Annotated in this window: 14 protein-coding genes; 3 read left to right on the top strand and 11 right to left on the bottom strand. The window is 66.2% G+C overall.

Annotated elements, in window-relative coordinates; translation table 11 throughout:
• Positions 1–25: 25 nt before the first annotated feature.
• Positions 26–535 carry an immunity protein Imm33 domain-containing protein gene (locus ACVTJA_RS41395; protein ID WP_465828888.1) on the top strand — a complete coding sequence of 170 codons (510 nt, stop codon included), beginning with the start codon at positions 26–28 and terminating at the stop codon, positions 533–535.
• 277 nt (positions 536–812) lie between these two features.
• Here ACVTJA_RS41395 and ACVTJA_RS41390 read toward each other — a convergent pair whose 3' ends face one another.
• The 11 genes from ACVTJA_RS41390 to pruA form a co-directional block, all read right to left on the bottom strand.
• The gene (locus tag ACVTJA_RS41390) at positions 813–1931 is read right to left on the bottom strand and encodes a caspase family protein (RefSeq protein ID WP_465828884.1); all 1119 of its coding nucleotides are present in this window, start codon (positions 1929–1931) and stop codon (positions 813–815) included.
• 21 nt (positions 1932–1952) lie between these two features.
• Positions 1953–4439 (bottom strand): GAP1-N1 domain-containing protein, encoded by a 2487-nt coding sequence (locus ACVTJA_RS41385; RefSeq protein WP_465828880.1) that lies wholly within the window; start codon positions 4437–4439, stop codon positions 1953–1955.
• Between the two features lie 19 nt (positions 4440–4458).
• On the bottom strand, positions 4459–5292 hold the full coding sequence (locus ACVTJA_RS41380) for a TRAFAC clade GTPase domain-containing protein (RefSeq protein WP_465828877.1): 834 nt from the start codon (positions 5290–5292) through the stop codon (positions 4459–4461).
• A 2-nt stretch (positions 5293–5294) separates the two neighbouring features.
• Complete coding sequence (locus ACVTJA_RS41375; RefSeq protein ID WP_465828875.1) at positions 5295–6248, bottom strand: TRAFAC clade GTPase domain-containing protein; 954 nt, start codon at positions 6246–6248, stop codon at positions 5295–5297.
• Complete coding sequence (locus tag ACVTJA_RS41370) at positions 6245–7573, bottom strand: GTPase-associated system all-helical protein GASH (protein WP_465828872.1); 1329 nt, start codon at positions 7571–7573, stop codon at positions 6245–6247. The genes ACVTJA_RS41375 and ACVTJA_RS41370 overlap by 4 nt, the downstream gene beginning before the upstream one ends.
• A 357-nt stretch (positions 7574–7930) precedes the next feature.
• Positions 7931–9052 carry a DUF8173 domain-containing protein gene (locus ACVTJA_RS41365; RefSeq protein WP_465828870.1) on the bottom strand — a complete coding sequence of 374 codons (1122 nt, stop codon included), beginning with the start codon at positions 9050–9052 and terminating at the stop codon, positions 7931–7933.
• Between the two features lie 243 nt (positions 9053–9295).
• Entirely contained in the window at positions 9296–11446 is a 2151-nt protein-coding gene (locus tag ACVTJA_RS41360) for a molybdopterin-containing oxidoreductase family protein (protein WP_465828868.1), read from the bottom strand.
• Positions 11443–12069 (bottom strand): 4Fe-4S dicluster domain-containing protein, encoded by a 627-nt coding sequence (locus ACVTJA_RS41355; protein ID WP_465828865.1) that lies wholly within the window; start codon positions 12067–12069, stop codon positions 11443–11445. The genes ACVTJA_RS41360 and ACVTJA_RS41355 overlap by 4 nt, the downstream gene beginning before the upstream one ends.
• On the bottom strand, positions 12066–13034 hold the full coding sequence (locus tag ACVTJA_RS41350) for a 4Fe-4S binding protein (RefSeq protein ID WP_465828863.1): 969 nt from the start codon (positions 13032–13034) through the stop codon (positions 12066–12068). Before ACVTJA_RS41350 ends, ACVTJA_RS41355 begins: the two co-directional genes overlap by 4 nt.
• Positions 13035–13196: 162 nt before the next feature.
• Entirely contained in the window at positions 13197–14045 is an 849-nt protein-coding gene (locus ACVTJA_RS41345; protein ID WP_465828861.1) for an aldose epimerase family protein, read from the bottom strand.
• Between the two features lie 7 nt (positions 14046–14052).
• A complete protein-coding gene (gene pruA, locus ACVTJA_RS41340) occupies positions 14053–15708 on the bottom strand; it encodes an L-glutamate gamma-semialdehyde dehydrogenase (RefSeq protein WP_465828859.1) in 1656 nt (551 codons plus the stop codon).
• 171 nt (positions 15709–15879) lie between these two features.
• On the opposite strand from pruA, the gene ACVTJA_RS41335 reads away from it, so the two are divergent.
• A complete protein-coding gene (locus tag ACVTJA_RS41335; protein WP_465828857.1) occupies positions 15880–17325 on the top strand; it encodes an FAD/NAD(P)-binding protein in 1446 nt (481 codons plus the stop codon).
• On the top strand, positions 17322–18692 hold the full coding sequence (allB, locus tag ACVTJA_RS41330) for an allantoinase AllB (protein WP_465828855.1): 1371 nt from the start codon (positions 17322–17324) through the stop codon (positions 18690–18692). The genes ACVTJA_RS41335 and allB overlap by 4 nt, the downstream gene beginning before the upstream one ends.
• The last annotated feature ends 13 nt before the right edge of the window (positions 18693–18705 follow it).

Genomic DNA, 18705 nt, shown 5'->3' with positions numbered 1-18705 from the left:
ATCCCTGTTTGGAGTCCTAGCGCGAATGCACGCGGGATGCTCCCGGTTTGAGGACGGTCAGTCCTTCGACTTCGGCGGCCTCTGGTTCTCCTTCTCCCAGCGGGGCGAGGAATTGTGGCTGGGAAGGCCGGTCATCGAAGGCCAGCTGGTTCTCGGAACGGAGGCGGATGTCACTCCGCTCCTGTCGTGCCTGGTGCGTCAGTTGGCCCTGACGTCGCGCGTGGGGGCGGGGCCCGCCGAGGCCCGGCTCGTCGACAAGGTGGTCCTGGAGAAGGGCTGCCTGGACCTTCGTCGCATCTACCTGGGGCGCATCGAGGCGGAGCAGGGCGACTCGGGGTGGTTCATCGGGAGCGCGGACAGGGATGAAGCAGAAGGGCAGGAACGTGAGCTGACAGCCCTCTCGGTCTGGCAACTCTTCCACCTGCGGCCCTCCGTCCTGGACGTTCTGGCCCTGCCTCCCGGATACATGGCCATCCTGTACGGGGATTCCATTGAGGCCGTCTTGAATCCCTCGAACGAGAACGTGTGGCGGTAGCGCTGTTCACGCTGGATCGCTGACGGGAGGCATGGGCCGCGCTGGCCTCGGATGGCTAACAGCAGTCCATCCAGGCCGAACATGGTGACCAGGGCGACGACTCCGTTTAGGAACGGCACCCGCCGCAGTAGCGCAAGCAGGACGAGGTCGGTGAAGAGGGATAGCACCAGTTGCTCACTGCCGCAGTGACGCGTTTCCGGGGTTGAGAACTGGTTCCCGGCTCTGAACGTTCGAATTCCGCTTGGAATAGGTAGAGCGCTCGTTGATTGGCTGCTGGTCATTGGCTGCTAAGCAGCCTGCGCAGCTCTGGATGGTGAGGGAAGTCTCCGAGCGCAGCCTTGACGAGAGTGTCCTGGCTGATTTCTGCGCCGCCGCCGCCTTGCCGGAGCGTTCGGAGCGCCGCGAACCAGTTCGCTCGCCCCGTGCTGGTGAGGCGAAGTCGCGATAAGTCACCACCGGCTCGGGCCCATATCTCCTGGTCCTGCGGACCCGCAGGGTAGAGGTCAGGGAGAATCTCCTCAAGTTGGCGCCACGAGTCACGTAAGGTCTGCACGGCTGTAGCGGTCCCCGTGCTCTTGGTACCGCCACGGTCAAGTGCTATCGCGAAATTGTCTTCAAGGTCACTCGCCTTGAAGATTGGGTGCTGACGGCCAGGCGCGGCGCCACGCACCTTCTCGGAAACGTAGTTGAAGACCTCGAAGATGCGGATCAGCCCGTCGCCGTGCGTACGGGCGCTCCCCCGCAGGGCTTCTACGAGGTGCTGTGTGAATAGGCTGTTCGTTGCTCCCGCAAGAACGAGGGATGTCTCGGACGCTCGCGACGATGCGATGAGGACGCGGCCAGTCCCCTGCGCCAACCGATCCAGCGACTTCTCGCTGAAGCCGAACTCAGGAAGTGGAACGCCGTCGGCAGCCTTGAAGCTGCCGGCTCCGCCGGAATGGCATGCGTCAATGAGCACCACGACACGTTGCGCCGTAATGCGCGAGAGCGCGGCCGAGAACTCCGCTTCCGACAGGACCGTCGACGTGAAGTTCGCCGGGTCGCAGTCAATAGGGACGAGGGCGCTCTCGGGGCTCGCCGGGGTGCCGATGCGTGCGCCGTGACCCGAGAAAAAGATCACCACTGTGTCGTCGGGTTTGGCCCGAGATGCGAGCGCCGCGAGCTCGCGGCGGAGCGCGTCAAGCGAGGCTTGTCCATCCAGCAGCAGGGTCACATTCTTGGGCGCATAGCCGCAATGCGTCGGCGAAGTGAGTACGGCGGCGACCTCGCGCGCGTCGTTTATGACTGCGGTGGGTAGCGGGGGGGCCTTTGGGTAGGCCGCGACGGCTATCACTAGGGCATGCCCACCTGGAAAGCCGGTCTTCGCAACCGCATCGATTTGATAATCCACGTTCATCGCTTCATCCTTGTCCCGCGCTCAGCGGTACCCACTCCTAAACTCCGGGTCAGCGGCCAAGTACCGCAGTTGGTCGTTCTGAGGGAAATCGCGGCTCATCTCCTCGATCAGATGGCGGGAGCGCGGTCCCTTGCCACGACGGATCTGCCCTATCGCGTCCCGCCAGCGGGCGAGGCCGCTGCCGTAGCTCTGTAGGTCGGCATGCCGACCTCCGGCTCGCTCCCACAACTCGTTGTCGTCTGGCCCTTTCGGGTAAAGGTAGGCCGCGAGTTCCTCCAACACCTGCCACTTCTCGTCGGATGAGATGGATGAAAGTCCGAGAGACCAGCGAGTGAAGGCGCTGATCATCGTATAGCAAATGCTGAGCGCGGGTTTGAAGTCGTCTCGTCCAAGCCGCACGCAGTCAGCCATCTGATTTACCACGCGCTGCCAACGTCTCTCGAGAACAAGACGGCCGAGCGCGTTGGCGTCGGCCACCGGAAGGGCGTGGCGTGATGTGGCTAGTTCCTCTAGCCGGTGCAGGAAGCGGGATTCGTCGTAGCCAGACAACGCCGCGACGATCCGGACAACCGCACCTACGTTGGTTTGAAGCAGGGCTCGCAGTTCCTGATCCAGCGGGCTGCTGGAGAGAAGGACATTCTCGAGCTGTCGATCGGGAGCGTATGGCACGGCCGTCGACGTAGCGTGCTTTAACCAGCCGGCGGCCGTCGCCCTTAGTAGGTTGCTACGAGCAGTGCTTCCGACCCGAGGCCAGACATCCGTGCGGTGAGGATAATCACTGAGATCGGCGACCGGCGACGTAGACAACGCTGAGATCAGGTCCTCATTGGCCGGGTTGCCGTCGATGAGATTGTTGAGGACGACGGTGAAGGCCTGCCATGGATCGACCGGCCCTTTCCACGCGTCTAAATTGATTGTCAGTGCGCCTGCCCAAACCTGCTGGGCGGTCGCGGCGCGGAAATCGACATCTTTCAAGAGCTGCGGCATCCGCGCGACTTCTTCGGAAGCAATGCGCAGGACGCGCGGGTCGGCCGTCTCCCACGCAGCATCAAGCGTTTGCACTGGCGTCGCCTGACGAATGGCTGCTCGCACGCCGTCCATGTGCGTCGGATCGGCATCGATGAAGAGCTGCCGATGGAGCGCCTCGTGTGGGCCGAGGCTTGCGCCAGCTGCGGCACCGTGAAGATGCAGCCAACGCTTAGATAGTGCGAGCGCCATCACGGCATCGCCGACCCCTTGAGGTAAATTGTGAGGCGCAGCCCTCACGAGGCGCGCCTCAATGTCACGGTCGGCGGGGAGGTGCTCGAAAAGCGCGGTCAGTGTGGCGGGGCCTGCGTTTGCCCATCGCCAGAAGGCAGCCGGGAAGAGCGTCGATGCAGAGCGCGACGCTTCGGCCAAGCCGGCGAGGATCGCCTTCTGCCATGCGGGGATTGCAGCTGCAGGTGATATGGCGTCGTTGATCACCGACAGGAACTGCTCGTCTTCCGCAGGGGCGAACCGGTTCCTCGCAGCCCAAGCCCGAACGCCAGCCCATACGGTGTCGGCTGTAGCAAACGCTTCGGAGCCTAAATTCCTAAGCAAGAGAACGTCGTGCGCCGAGGCTAGGGACAGCCGGTCAATGAGTCGATCGACAAGCCTCGTCTTGCCCTGCACGCCCGCAGCGGGATCGGGGGAGAGCCGCTCCACCAGCCGAAGAACAGCGACGCACTCGTTGAAGTTTCGTGTCGAAGCCAATCCGAGTTCGTAAGCCCGCTCAAGGAGGGATAGGTTAGCGAGGTCGTCGAGCCGCGCACCGATCTCGCGCGCAAAGCCCAGGATAGGTTCTGCTCCCGCACCTCCGCTGAGGATTGCGGCAGCGTGCGAGTTGGTCTTTAGCGTGGTGGATCCTACGATCCGGTAGCCAGCCCAGCGAGCCGCTAAAGCTGTCGGGGTGCAAACGAGCGAGGGCTTTGGCACATCGACCAAGTCCTGCGGCCCGAAGCTCAGCCGAAAGGCGAAGCCGGCCCGCAGTTCGGGCCAGAGATGAAACCACAAGGAGACCACCAAGTCTTCAAACCCCTGGTGCCCGATCCGGACCACAGGTCCGGCTCCACGGATTGTGAGGGCTTCGGCGGTAGAGACCAAATCGACGGCCACAGCAGGTGTTTCGGTGGACGTCGAGACTTCACGCGATTCCAGCGTTGCGGGCATCTGCGGGGATGCGCTCAGCAAGGCCAGGAGCGACCGTAGATCAGTCGTCGATGATACCTCATCGAGCGATGCAATCACGGCGTGCGAGAGGACCATGCCCGCCCGTGTAGCGGCCGAATCGGAGAAGGTGCGCGCGAGGACGTAGCGATCGCCGTGCGGGAAACCGCTTAGGAAAGGGGACCAAATTGCACCGGGCGGGGCGGTGTCGGGCAGATCCAGGCGCGACGTCAGTTCGGAAGAAAACCGGCCGTGGTCGCTTGACACCCGCAGGGCGTGTCCGCCGCGGACCTCTCCATAGATAGCTTGTTGGACCTTCATGCTTCTGCCGGAGTGAGGTTCAGGAGGCTTTGGTCAAAAGATGCTGGATCGGCAACGTTAGATCCGGCGAGCGCGCGCCGTCGGGCAGAACGATGTAGCCAAACTGCTCTGGGCCGCGCGCCGCGTATTCCATGTCACGATTGCGAGGGCTGAGTGGTCGCTCCAGCGCTGAGAGACCGAGCACGCTTGGTTCCGCCCAGGTGCTCACCAGAAAACTCGAGAACATGGGCAGCCGTCGCTGCAGAACCGCAGCGGGCCTGTCGTCGGTTCCTAGCTCGTCCCAGCAACTGAGCAGCACGCAAAGACGTGGGTTGCGGAGCGGTTCTGGGCTGATCGCCCCGCGAACATAAACAAGCATTTGAAGAAGCTCAATCAGCCTAGCTTGATCGGAAATCTGAATCTCACGATTTTCACCGCCTGCTTTTTTCAGGTCGCCGAGCGGGCGCGAGAAGATGTCGTCGCTCATGCGGGTCTGCTGGAGGCGGACGAGCAGTAGCCAAGCTGGCGTGGAGAGCACACGCGCGCGCCACGCAGCCGGAATGCGTCGGGTCGACGACATGGCCTTGATCTGCTCGCCCCCATAGTCTGGCCACACGAGTTCTGCCTTGGCGCCGTGGGCATCGGTAATTGGCCAGATGCTTTCGACATAGGTCGTCGTGGCCGTATGACCCGCTGCCATCCCTTCATTCAGGCTCTCCATCGCGGCTTCAAATGGTTCTAGATTGGTCGCCGCCCCGTCCATGCGGAGCCGGCCGTCGCCCTTCATCAACCGCTTCAAGATTTGGGCTCCGTAATGCGTCTTACCGACACCAGACTCGCCGATGAGCAGGATTGAGTTATCGTTGGCGCTCATATTCACCTCACGCCAAACATGAAGAGCGGGTCGGCGCTGCTCGCGGTGGCCGGAGGCAAGGACACGCGCTTGCGATGGGTGTTCAGCGTCCAGTCAAGTAATTCGACGAGGCCTTGACCTATGCCGGGCGCGCTCTGGTCGCTTGGTGCGATGCTCACCGAGAACTCTAAAGTTTCCGGCATGAGGCCTAGTACGGTTCCGCGAATCGCCTTCTCCATTTCAGGCGCGACAGCGACATCGGACTTGGTCCAGACGAGCGCCACCGGGCGGGTCGAGCGCTCGGCAGCCAACCGCTGGGCGAGGAGCTGTAATGAGCCGCGGGCTGAGCCCATGTTGGGGCCGGAAAGGGCTTCACGGTCGGCGATCAGCAGAAAGACGTCGGCGTGCTCTGCCACCCAGCGGGCACCTTCCCCATCGACAGCATTGCGATTCACCGCCCACTTTTGAAACCACTCACCGGGAGCGTCGGTAAAGAGATAGTTGCGAGTCTGCTCGCCGCCATCCCTGAACGCTAAGTGCAACAGACCGGGCGCCCGCCCACCCCGGCTGCTCGTGTGCGGCGGGAAGTTTGGCTGCTGGCCGGGCTTCCACCGAAGTGCGCTGGCCACGGCTTCCCAACCCGCGAGCGAATAGGAGCCGGCGAACTGGCGCTTCTCCGCACCGGTTAGACCGCGACCGACGAGCAAATACCAAGCCGCAAGCAGCGTAGTCTTGCCGGCATTCTGCGGCCCGGCGATGCCGACGACCAGCGGCTTGCTGCGGCCCGCGACAAAGCCGAGATCAACGAGGCCAAGTGCGCTCCCTGACCAAGGCAGGAGCAGCTCGTCCGTAGTGGCTTCATCTTGCGTGCCTGCTTTCTCGCGGCCTTTCCAGGCCTGGCACTTGGACCGGTCGAGGAAGCCTAAATCGCAGGTGCTTTCGGGCGCGAAGCAGGTCGGTCGTGAGCACGCGTTCATCGGGTCTTGAGCCCCCGTTTCCTTGTTTCGGCTCCCTCTTTGGTCGCGCGTGTTGCTTGCAGTTCCCGGAAAATCCATGTCGCCCACTCCGACATCGTCAGCATCGTAGTCGCCGGCACTCCGACCCGCGCGCGGAACGCTTGAGCATCGAGCGGAGGCCGGCCGGCGCCGTGGCCCACGAGGCCGAGGATGGGACCCCGGCCCATGGGAGGAGGAACCAGCTCTGTTGCAGCGTGCCTTAACGGCGTCAGATCGTCGGAGCATACGGCCTCCGTTAGAAGCTCACCGATTGGTCGGGTACTGCCCGAGCCGAGGGTGGGCAGGCTCATGACCGCCTCGTGCAGGAACGCGGCGACGCTAGCGGGCGAGAACGTTGGCACCTGTATGTGCAGGTCGAAGGCCATCAGTGCTGCCGCAGTCGAAGGCGGCAGTTTGCGATAGCTGACATGGGCGCTCGGAGAGTAGAGCGTCTCTTTCCACCAGAGCAGGTTGTTTCGCCGCTGGAGGCCTGCAGTTGCGCCGCTCACTTCCCTAAGCGTTCCATCAACATGTGCCGATACGGCCTGAGCAAGACCCTTGAGAGGAGAGGCCAGGTCGATTGGTTTGAACTTGGCTCCTTGCACCGCCGCGCCGAGCGCCTCGACTAATGCATCCGCCAGTCGATTACTGAACTCCGTAACCCAATTCGCAGGGTTGCCGTGCGGCCAATAGGGGTTTCCATTTGTTTGTCCTGTTGCGTTATTCGGACCGGCGGCAGCTTCGATCTTCTTTGCCAGCGCGGCTTTTTCTATGGTCACTTGCGACGTGCCGAGTTCAATCGCGGCCGGAGGTTGGAATGCCATTGTCGGCACAGTGATCGTCTCGGGTGTCGCCCACTCGGCTTCTGCACGGACGTCAACGCGCTGCTCGATGCTCGCGATGACATCTACCCAGATAGCGCGCTCGTTGCCGGCCTCCATGAACGGCAGCGCGTTTCGTGCCGACGTCACGAAGGCAACGCCGACCTTGTCATTTGCACTAGCCGCCCGGGTGAGAGCATCAAGCAACAGGGCGCGAAGTACGGCGACCGGCGTCCCAGAGAAGGTGTTCACGTAGGTGGCCCAGCGATTCTGAAGCGCGGTGACGGCCTCCTTAATCACCGGGTCATCAGGAGGCGCTTCGGGGTCGAAGGCGATAAGTGCATATGAGGCTGCCTTAGAAGGCGCTCTCTGCAGTTCGAGCGCTAGGTCAGCCGCAGTCTCCCGTAGCTTTTCCAGCTTGGTGTCATCTCCACCGACGTTGATGAGGCCCGCGCCTAAAAAACGAAGTAGGATTTGGTCACTCACGCAGAAGTCCTGATCCTTGCTGGGCCGTTCCTGGTTGGGCCGCCGTTGCCACCACGAGTGGTTGCGCGCAATCCAAGTGCGCATTGATTCTTACAGATGCTGTCCGAATGGTGCTGCATTGTTCGGACAATTAGCAAGGGTTGCGGTTCACATGCAGATGCTCACGCGCGCCGTAGCCGGCGTCGACGCAGGAACTGCCAGCGGTACACGATGCGTGCCGATGGGCGCTCTGGGAAGGTGCTGCCCAAGGCGTTGTTCGGCGTCAAGGATGGTGGTTGGTCCATCGCATCGCTCACTATGAGAGTCGGAAACTCTGCAGCAGCCTCTGATGGCTGCTCGTTCGTGAGCCGCAGGGCGTCAAGCGGGTGTTCCTCGCGGTGCAGCGGTGGTGCGCTGGTTCCGGATGGCCAGCAGCAGTGCGCCCAGTCCGAAGAAGATGGTGACCAGGGCGACCACTCCGCCAAGGTAGGGCACCCGGCGCAACAGTGTCAGCAGGACGAGGCCCGTGAACAAGGCCAGCACAAGTGAAGGCCCGTGCCTGCCGAACCTCTCCAGTAACTGCCTGCCGATGAGCATCCCCACTACCGGGAAGCTCGCGAACAGCGCCAGTGCGTAGAGCCCCAGCACGAACACGCCGAGCCACCAGCCTCCCACGATGAGTCCCACCGCGACGAGGACGGAGGCTGCGATGGGCGCGGCAACGAAGGCCACCAGACCCAGGCCCAGGCTCTGCCAGGGGCGCTCCCGCAGCACCGCCGGAGCGCTCCTCGCGAGCCGGGGCGCCAGGAGTGCCAGCAGCAACCCCAGCGCGAACAGTCCGACGATGGAGCGCACCCAGAGATAGAGCACCCCGAGCGCCGTACCCGCCGCGCTCTCACCATGGGCACGCGTCTGTTCCACCTTGCCCGTCACCACGCCCGGAGGCACCTGCACCCCTTTCTCGGAGGTGATGCTCAGGTTTCCGCCGATGCTCGCGCCTTCGGCGAAGTTCAGCGTGTTCACCTCGGCATCCACGCTGCCCCGTACCGGCGCGCTCAGCGTGAGCACCTGCGAGGCGGCCCGCATGTCCCCTCCCACCTGGGAGCGGACGTCCACCGAGTTCCCCGCGATGAGGAGGTCTCCCGGGATGTTCCCCGCGGGAAGAAGCCGCATCTTGTTGCCGGCGAGCAGCGCGTCCTTGCCTACCGTGGCACCCAGTTGGAGGTTGTTGGTGGCGCTCCGGAGGCTGCCGCCCACCTGTCCGTTCGCCACCGTGTCCGCCGCCGCGGAGAGCACGTCGCCATCCACCTTGCCTTGCAGAATGACCTTCCGCGCGGCCATCACCACGTCGCCGTGGACCGTGCCCTGGATGGTCACCTCATTGGCAAAGGCATACAGGTCATCGTCGATGACCTCCTGCGGACCGATGACCACGGTGTCCCCGGTGCGCAGGTCCGCGGCGCGCGCGACGCCGGGCAGTGCCACGCCCGACACAAGCATGGCGAGCACCCATGCGACCGGTACCCGCGCCCTTCCGTGTGATTGCATGGACCTGACCGTGGACATGGCGCTCTCCCGTGCTGGTGGCCTTCGAGGCAACCGCTGGGCACGCCCACTCCTGGGGGCAAGTCCGAGAGGGCGGGAGGAGACTCCAGCGCCCGGCCTGCCCCCCGGTGTGCGCGCCAGGGAGCAATCGTGTGCTCACGCCTCGATGTCGAACGCGACTTCGAGACCGAGGTGAGCTCAGCTCGTTGGAAGCGGTTCAACCCGGCACACGCCCGAGCGGAAGGCGGGGAAGCCGCTCACGGGGTCGCGCTTTGCGTCGGAGATGAGCCGGTTTGGGTTCGCCTGCGCCCAGCCGGCTGGCATGACCACGCACTCGGGGTGCACGTCCTTCGTCACCACCGCGCGGAGGGTGATGCGTCCGTGCGGCGAGACCACCTCCACCTTCGAGCCGTGGACGATGCCCGCCCGCGCGGCGGCGTCGGGATGAATGAGCAACTCCGGCTCGCGCATGCGGGCCGTCACCGAAGGGCTCTGCGCGAACTGCGAGTTGATGCGCGCGCGCGGCCTGGGCCCCGTGACGAGGCGAAGTGGGAACTCGGCCGAGAGAGCCTCCGTCGGAGGCGTCCATTCGGGCAGGGCGGGTTGCCCGACGCGCTCGAGCAGGGTGGACGCGAACTCCGCCTTTCCCGTCACCGTCCCGAAGGTGGGCTGATAGCCCTCCGCCACCTCGGGGCGGGGCTGCACAGCGGCCTCCTCCATCCAGGGAATGCGCGTCGCCTTCATCGCTTCGTGGAACGTTGCCCAGGGGAAGTACTGGCCGAGGCCCACTGCGTGGGCCAGCCTGGTGAGGATCGTGAAGTCCGGCATCGACCCGGGCTGAGGAGGCACGAGGCTCTGGCCCGCCACATCCTTGTCGTCAGCGTCGACGTCCTCCGATTCGGCGAAGGTAGACGCCGGGAGCACCAGGTCGCTCACTCGCGCGCTGTCGGAGAGATACGGATCCACGCAGACGAGCAGCTCCAACCGGTCCGCTGCTCTCTCGAGCCGGGCTGTGCCCGATGCCGTCACCAGCGCGTTCGACGCCCACAGGATGAGCGCGCGAACCGGGTACGGCTGGTCGTCCAGGATTGCGTCCGCCAGCAGCTCGCCTTGTGCCTCGCGGTTGAAGATTTCGTAGAGCGGAAAACGCCCGCGGCCGATGGGCGCAACGTCGAGGGGCGGAGGCACCGGCTCGGGCGTGCGCATGCGATACAGCGCAGGCAGCATCTCCTCGAGAAAGCGCGGTCCTACCGGCGACAGAAGGCTCCTTGGCTCGTGCGTGCCGTCAAAGCGCCCGCACAGCACCTCAATGGACGAGATGGCTCGCACGGTCTGTACGCCGTTCTCGTGGTGCTCCACGCCGAGACCCTGCCAGATGCCCATGGGCCGGTCCTGTGCCATGAGCCGCGCCACCTTCTCCACGTCCGCGGCCTTCACCGAGGTGATTGCCTCCACACGCTCGGGGGGATACTGGGAAGCGAGCTCCGCCAGCCCGTCGAATCCCACGGTGTGCTTCGCAACGAAGCTCTTGTCATGGAGACGCTCGCGGGTGATGACGTGAATGAGGCCGAGCGCCAGCGCGCCGTCGGTGCCTGGACGCGGCGCGAGGTGCACGGTGGCTTCCTTCGCCAGCGTCGTCCGTATCGGGTCGATGACGACGAGGTTCCCATTGAGCCCCTTCCCCGAAACGACGTGCGCGAAGGGTGGGGCCGTGACTGGCGGATTGGCGCCCCACACCACCAGCGTCTTCAGGTTGCGGAGATCCGGCGTGTACTTCGTTCCCACCGTCAGGGCCTGCCCCATGCGCAGCGATGCCTCGCAGAGGCTCGCGACCGTGGCGACGTTGGGGCTTCCGAAGGCGCGTGCGAAGCGGTGGAGGAAGCCTACCAGCGGGTGACGTACGAGGGGCCAGCCGGTCTGGATTGCGAGCGCCCTGGCACCGTATCGCTGCTTGATGACCTCGAGCCTCTCCGCAAGCTCTCCCAGTGCGTCGTCCCAGCTGATCTCGTGAAGCTCCTCTCCGCGGCGAAGGAGCGGGTGCGTCAGGCGGGCGTGGCTGTGCACCAACTCGCGCAGGGCGTAGCCGTGCTCGCACACGAATCCGCGCGTTTTCGATTTGAGGTCGCCCTCCACCTTCACCAGCCGCTCGCCCTGTACCGTGGTCACCACGCCGCAGTGCATGAGGCAGAAGCGGCAGGTTCCGGAGGTCTTCTTGAGCGGTGCCTGCACCCGGCCTGCGACCGCGAGACCCAATGCGCTCGCGCCGACTGCCGCGATGGGCGCGGCCTTGAAAAGATCGCGCCGGGTCCACCTCTTCCGAACGATGGTCTTCGCCGGCGTTCGGCTCATGTGCCACCTCCGCCAGACTTCCGCGCGCCCCGGCGATTCCGCGGCGCCTTCGGCGCGGCCTCCTGGTCAGGGATGGGGAGGATGCGAATCGCCTGGGCGCTCTCGGGGCACGCCTCTTCGCACAGCCCGCACCCAACGCACGCCTCGGGGTGGAAGAGCGGTGCTTTCTGGGGGCCGACGAGCTCCACCGCCGACTCAGGGTACGGGCACACCTGGTAGCACAGCCGGCAGATGCCCTGACCGTTCCACGGGAGGCACTTCGAGCGCGCCAGCACCGGAACGCCCATTCGCACCTCTCTCGCGATGACGTCGGGGTCGGCCTGGAGAGGCACCAGGGCGTCGGTGGGGCACACCTGCGTGCACTTCATGCAGAGGATGCAGGCCTTATGGACGGTGTCGATGAAGGGCATCGCCTGGTCGAGCGAGAACACCGACGGGAAGCGGATGCAGTTGGTGGGACACACCTCGGCGCAGCGGAAACAGCCGATGCACGCCTGCTCGAAGGCGCCAGGTTCGAGTGCCCCAGGCGGGCGAATCTTCTTCGGGCTGGCCCGCGTCCTCTTCGGCACGACGGCCAGCAGGGTGGCCGCGGCAATGGCGCCTATGAGTGGGCGGCGGTTCACGTCTTCGGCTCCGACAACTCTTGTTCCACGCGCTCCACCCGCGGCGATATCAGCCGCACCACAGGTGGCGCGGAAAGGCTCCACGAGAGCGCCTTCGTCGGACACGACGCGATGCACTTGCCACATCGCTCGCAACCCGAGTCCAGCGTGTTCGTCATGGGCGACTGTCCCAGGTTGCACACCACGTCGCAGACCGTGCAGTCGGTGCACTTCGCGCGCTCGTTGTGCACGCGCACCGGAGACAGGCTCGCGAGCACCGAGAACATCGCGCCTCCGGGGCACAGGCTGCGGCAGAAGCCCGCGCGAGAAACGAAGGTGTCGAAGAGGAACGCGCCCACCACGACCAGCGCCGCCGCGCCAAACGAGCCGTAGAAGATGGCGCAAAACACCTCGCGACCAATGATGGCGGGCGGATAGACGAGCGGCACCAACACCGTTCCGGCCAGCCCGCCGACGACGAGCACTCCGACCATCACGACGAAGGACGTAACGCGGGGCACCCTCAGGTCCGCGAGCGGAACGCCCAGCCGCGTCAGCACCCAGCGCGCCGCGTTCGCCGCCGCCAGAATGGGCAAATAGGGGCACGCCCAGCCACAGAAGAACCGGCCCAACAACACGATGAGCACGACCCCGGGGAGGACTGTCCACGCCCAGTTCCACGACAAGCCCCGAAAGAGAGCGACGGCCAGGGCCTCCAGCGGGTCGACCAGTTCGAACACCCCAACCCAGATGCTCGTCGGTGCGCCGTAGAAGGGAGGCGGCGCGTCAGGCATGGCCTGCGCCAGCTTCGCCCAGCCAGAATCCGCGGCGAGGCCGGCGCCTTCCACGTCCAGCGCGTGGAGGTGCCAAAGCGGTAGCCCGAAGGTCAGCGCCACGGAGACGCCCAGGAAGAGCCTTCGCATCCACTGGTAACGCCGTCCGTGGCGCAGGGTGATGTCGAGGGGCTGTAGAGGGCGCCTTGTCATCCTGAGCGCATTCTGGTCCGGAACCACCCAGGAGGCCAGGACCCGCGCGACAGGGGGTTGGGGGCTGGCGCAGCGGCGCGAGGCGGGGCGAACCGAGAGACGGGAAGGGACTCCAGCGCCCGTCGTGCCCCCCGGTCCACGCACCGGGGAGCAGCCGCGTGCTTACGCCTCGATGTCGAACGCGAGCGACGCCCGCTCACCGGGTTGCACGTGCAGCAGGCCTTCACCTGTAGCGAGCGCACCCGCCGCCGCCGTCCAGGGCTCCACGCAGACGAAGTCCTTGCCCTTCAGCGTCCACACCACGAGCAGGCGGAACTCCGGGCTCCACGACAGGTGCACCGGCCGGTTCCCCGGCCCACGCTCCAACTTCGTCCCAGGACCGGAGTGGTCCCTCAGGTGCAGGTCCACCTCCTGCTGCGTGAGGTCCAAGCCCGTGAAGGGCACCTCGCGCTTGAGGCGGTTGTCCCAGGCGTGCGTGGCATCCGTCTCCACCGTCGCTCGCGCCTTCAATGCCTCCGGCACCCGGAAGTATGGGTGGTAGCCCAGGTGCAGCGGCATCGGCCGCCTGTCCCGGTTCTCCACGTCGAAGTCCAACGTCAGCCGCGTCCCCACCAGGGAGAAGGTGAGCTGCGCGTCGAACTCCCATGGGAACTGCTTCAGCGTCTCGTCGGAGGAGGAGAGCGCCACCACCAGCAGCGAGTCCTCCGCCTGCCGCACCTTCCACGGCAGCTTTCGCGCGAAGCCGTGCTGAGGCAGCGAGTACATCTTCCGGTCCGCGGGGTACGCGTCCCCGGGCAGCGGCCCGGCGATGGGAAAGAGAACAGGAATGCCGCCGCGCACGTTCTTCGCCGGGTCGGCGACGGTGGCCTCGTCGAGGTACAGCACCTCGTCGCCATCCACCGTCATCCGCGTGACGAGGGCGCCGCGGGAGGGAATCACCTCCACGCGGCACCCGCCGTCCACCAGCGCGTACGTGTCCAGGCCGGCGATGCCGGGGAACGGACCGCTCATACGCTCCTCAGATGGCGCCCTCGTGCGGGTCGCTGTCCATGAAGGGGTACGACACCTTCGTCGGCGGCACGAAGTTCTCCTTGATGGTGCGAGGGCTCGTCCAGCGCAGCAGGTTGAGCGCCGAGCCCGCCTTGTCGTTGGTGCCGGACGCACGCGAGCCGCCGAAGGGCTGCTGGCCCACCACCGCGCCCGTGGGCTTGTCGTTGATGTAGAAGTTGCCCGCCGCGTGGCGCAGCTCGCTCAGCGCCGTGTCGATGGCCTTCCGGTCCCGCGCGAACACCGCGCCGGTGAGCGCGTACGAGGCCGCCGCGTCCACCTCGCGCAGCGTCTCCACGTACTTCGAATCCGGGTACACGTGCAGGCCGACGACAGGCGCGAAGATCTCCTCGCGCATGATGCGGTGCTTCGGGTCCTGGAGCTGCACGAGCGTGGGCTTGATGAACCAGCCCTCCTTCCGGTCCACCTCGCCGCCCGCGACGACGGTGGCGCCGTTGTCGCTCTTCGCCAGGTCGATGTAGCCCGACGTCTTCTTGAAGGACTTCTCGTCGATGACGGCGCCCATGAAGTTGCGGAAGTCCGTCACGTCGCCCATGCGAATCTCGCTGATGAGCGCCTGGAGGCGGGGCTTCAGCTTCGGCCACATGGACTCGGGCACGAAGATGCGGCTGGGCGCGGAGCACTTCTGGCCCTGGTACTCGAAGCCACCGCGGACGATGGCCACCGCGAGCGCCTCCACGTCATCCGCCGCCGACGCGTGCGCGACGATGAAGTCCTTGCCGCCCGTCTCACCCACGAGGCGCGGGTACTGCTTGTAGCGGGAGATGTTCTCGCCCACCGTCTTCCACATCAGGTTGAACGTGGGCGTGGAGCCGGTGAAGTGGATGCCGCCCAGGTGGGGGCTCGCCAGCACGGGGTTGCCCACCGTCGGGCCGTCACCCGGCAGCATGTTGATGACGCCGTCGGGCAGGCCCGCCTCGCGCAGCAGCTCCATGATGTACCAGGCGCTGTACGCGGCGGTGTTGGACGGCTTGAAGAGCACCACGTTGCCCATCAGCGCCGGTGCCACCGCGAGGTTCATGGCGATGGACGTGAAGTTGAACGGCGCGACGGAGAAGACGAACCCGTCCAGCGGGCGGTAGTCCGTCATGTTCCACGTCTGCGGCGCGTTCTCCGGCTGCATGGCCAGAATCTGCTCGGCGAAGTGGACGTTGTAGCGGAGGAAGTCCACCGCCTCGCACGTGGCGTCGATCTCCGCCTGGTGGGCCGTCTTGGACTGACCCAGCATGGTGGCGGCGTTGATGATGGGGCGGTAGCGCGTGGCCAGCAGCTCCGCGGCGCGCAGGAAGATGGCGGCGCGCGACTGGAACGGCATGCGCGCCCAGTCCTCCTTCACGGAGAGGGAGTTCTGGATGGCCTGCTCCACGGTGCCGGCGTCGGCCTCGTGCAGCGTGGCGAGCACGTGCTGGTGCTTGTGCGGCATGCGCACGGTGTCCGTCTTGCCGGTGCGCACGTGCTTGCCGCCGATGATGACGGGAATCTCGATCTGCTCGGCGCTCATCCGCTTGAGCGTGGCCTGCAGCTCGCGGCGCTCGGGCGTGCCGGGCGCGTAGGAAAGGACGGGCTCGTTCTTCGGAGCCGGGACGCGGGTGGTGGCGTTGATCACGCGGGTTGACCTCGGGACGGAGACGAAGGGCGGGGGAGCATAACGAACCCACCCCGCCGGGGCAGCGGGTAAGCAGGCGCGGTATGTCCTAAACCCCTGGATTTTCCAGAGGCTCCCTGTCCTCCGGGTGACATTGGCTGATGGACTCTATGCACGGCTACGATGTGGGGCATGCGCATCCTGCCCCGCAGTCCCGAGCTCCCCTCGGCCCCCGGGCTGACCGCCCTGGAAGACGCGATTCGGAAGGACCTGGAGCGGTTGGAGTACCCGAAGCGCCCGTGGGTTCTGCCGCGCTGCACCAGGGCCGGGCAGCCGGTGCTGGACGTGCTCATCATCGGCGGCGGGCAGAGCGGGCTCACCGCTGCTTTTGGCCTGATGCGCGAGCGCGTCACGAACCTGCTCGTAGTGGATGACGGCGAGCCGGACCTCGCGGGACCGTGGAAGACCTTCGCGCGCATGCACACGCTGCGCACGCCCAAGCACCTCACCGGGCCGGACCACAACCTGCCCAACCTCTGCTTCCAGTCCTGGTACGAGGCGCAGCACGGCGACTCGTCGTGGGAGTCCGTGGAGCGCATTCCCAAGGAGATGTGGGCGGACTACCTCAACTGGTACCGCCGCACGCTGGAGATTCCCGTGCGCTGCCGCACGCGGGTGGGCGCGCTGAGGTGGAGCGCGGAGGAGGAGTGCTTCGTCGCTCCCCTGACGCACACCCGAGAGGGCGAGGCGGGTGTGCTGTATGCGCGCAAGGTGGTGCTGGCCACCGGCATCGACGGCTCGGGCCGGTGGGAGGTGCCGTCCGTGGTGGCCGGCCTGCCGCGTGAGCTCTACGCCCACACGCGCGACGACATCGACTTCGACGCACTGCGTGGGAAGAGCGTGGGCGTGCTGGGCGCGGGCGCGTCCGCCTTCGACAACGCGGCGGTGGCGCTGGAGCACGGCGCCGCCGAGGTGCGCCTCTTCTACCGCCGCAAGACGCTGCCCAACGTGAATCCCTACCGCTGGGCGGAGTTCGTGGGCTTCCTCAAGCACCACGCGGACCTGCCGGACGCGGACAGGTGGCGCTTCATCCACCGCATCATCGAGATGGGACAGCTCCCGCCCGCGGACACCTTCAAGCGCGCGCGCCACTTCCCCCGGTTCCACCTGCACGGCGAAAGCCCGTGGCTCTCCGCGGAGGAGGTGGGCGGCAGGGCCCGCGTCCGCACGCCGCATGGAGAGTTCACCTTCGACAAGCTCATCGTCGGCAGCGGCACGGTGACGGACCTGTCGCTGCGGCCGGAATTGGCGGCGCTGTGCGAGGACATCGCGCTGTGGAAGGACCGCTTCACGCCGCCGAAGGGGCAGGAGCACGCGGACCTGCTGCGCCACCCGTACCTGGGCGAGCACTTCGAGTTGCAGGAGAAGCAGCCGGGCCGCGCGCCGTACCTGTCCTCCATCTTCAACTTCACCTTCGGCTGCCTGCTGTCGCTGGGGTTCGGCGGGGCCAGCATCTCGGGGATGAAGTACGGCCTGCCCCGGTTGGTGGGCGGGGTGACTCGGCAGCTCTACCTGGATGACCGGGACGCGTTCTTCGAGTCCCTGGAACGCTACGACGAGAAGGAATTCGAGCCATGAGTGGAGAGCAGTTCGTGCTGCGCAGCCGGCGGGTGCTGGCGCCCGGCGGCATGCGCGAGGCGGCGGTGGTGGTGAAGGACGGGAAGGTGGCCGCGGTGGTGGGCCCCTCCGAGATTCCGGCGGGCCTGCCGGTGACGGACGTGGGCGACAAGGTGGTGATGCCCGGCGTGGTGGACTGCCACGCGCACATCAACGAGCCCGGCCGCACCGAGTGGGAGGGCTTCGAGACGGCCACGCGCGCCGCGGCCGCTGGTGGCATCACCACCGTGGTGGACATGCCGCTCAACTCGCTGCCGCCCACCACCACGCTGGACGCGCTGATGCTCAAGGCGCGTACCGCCGAGGGCCGCTGCCAGGTGGACCATGCCTTCTGGGGCGGCGTCATTCCGGGCAACGCGGACCAGCTGGAGGCGCTCATCGACGCGGGCATCTCCGGCTTCAAGTGCTTCCTGTGCCCGTCCGGCGTGGATGAGTTCCCGCACGCGGACCGAGCGGTGCTGGACGTGGCGATGCCGGTGCTGACACGGCGGGGCGTGCCGCTCATCGTCCACGCGGAGCTGGAGTCTCCGGTGCGGCGCCGCGCGGCGGAGGCGGACCCGCGTACGTACCGGGGCTACCTGGAGTCGCGGCCCAAGCGCTGGGAGAACGACGCCATCCGGATGATGGTGGAGCTGGCGCGCAAGCACGGCACCCGTGTGCACATCGTCCATCTGTCGTCGGCGGAGGCGCTGCCCATTCTTCGCGACGCGCGCAGCGAGGGGCTGCCCGTGTCCGTGGAGACGTGCCCGCACTACCTCTCCTTCACCGCGGAGGAAATCGAAGACGGCGCCACCCACTTCAAGTGCGCGCCGCCCATCCGCGAGGCGGAGAACCGCGAGCGGCTGTGGACGGGGCTCGCGCAGGGGGACATCGAGTTGGTGGTGTCGGACCACTCGCCCTGCACTCCGGCGCTGAAGCACCTGGACAAGGGTGACTTCGGCGCGGCGTGGGGCGGCATCGCTTCGCTCCAGCTCAGCCTGCCGGCGGTGTGGACGGAGGCGCGTCGTCGCGGCCTGGGGCTGGAGTCGCTGGCGCGCTGGATGTGCGAGTCGCCCGCGAAGCTGGTGGGGCTGGCCGGGGTGAAGGGCTCGCTCGTGCCCGGGGCGGACGCGGACCTCATCGTCTTCGACCCGGAGGCTTCCTTCACCGTGGAGCCCTCGCGCCTGCTACACCGTCACCCGATTACGCCCTACGCGGGGCGGACGTTGAATGGCGTGGTGGAGATGACGTTCCTGCGCGGAACGAAGATTCACGAGCGCGGTCAGCCGTTGCCGCGCCCGATTGGACGCTGGGTGCGCCGCCCCGTCGCGGCGCGCGTCGCTGCCTGAAACACCTGGGACA

This window comes from Pyxidicoccus sp. M6 (assembly GCF_055568925.1).
This window is presented reverse-complemented; position numbering and strand designations above follow the sequence as displayed.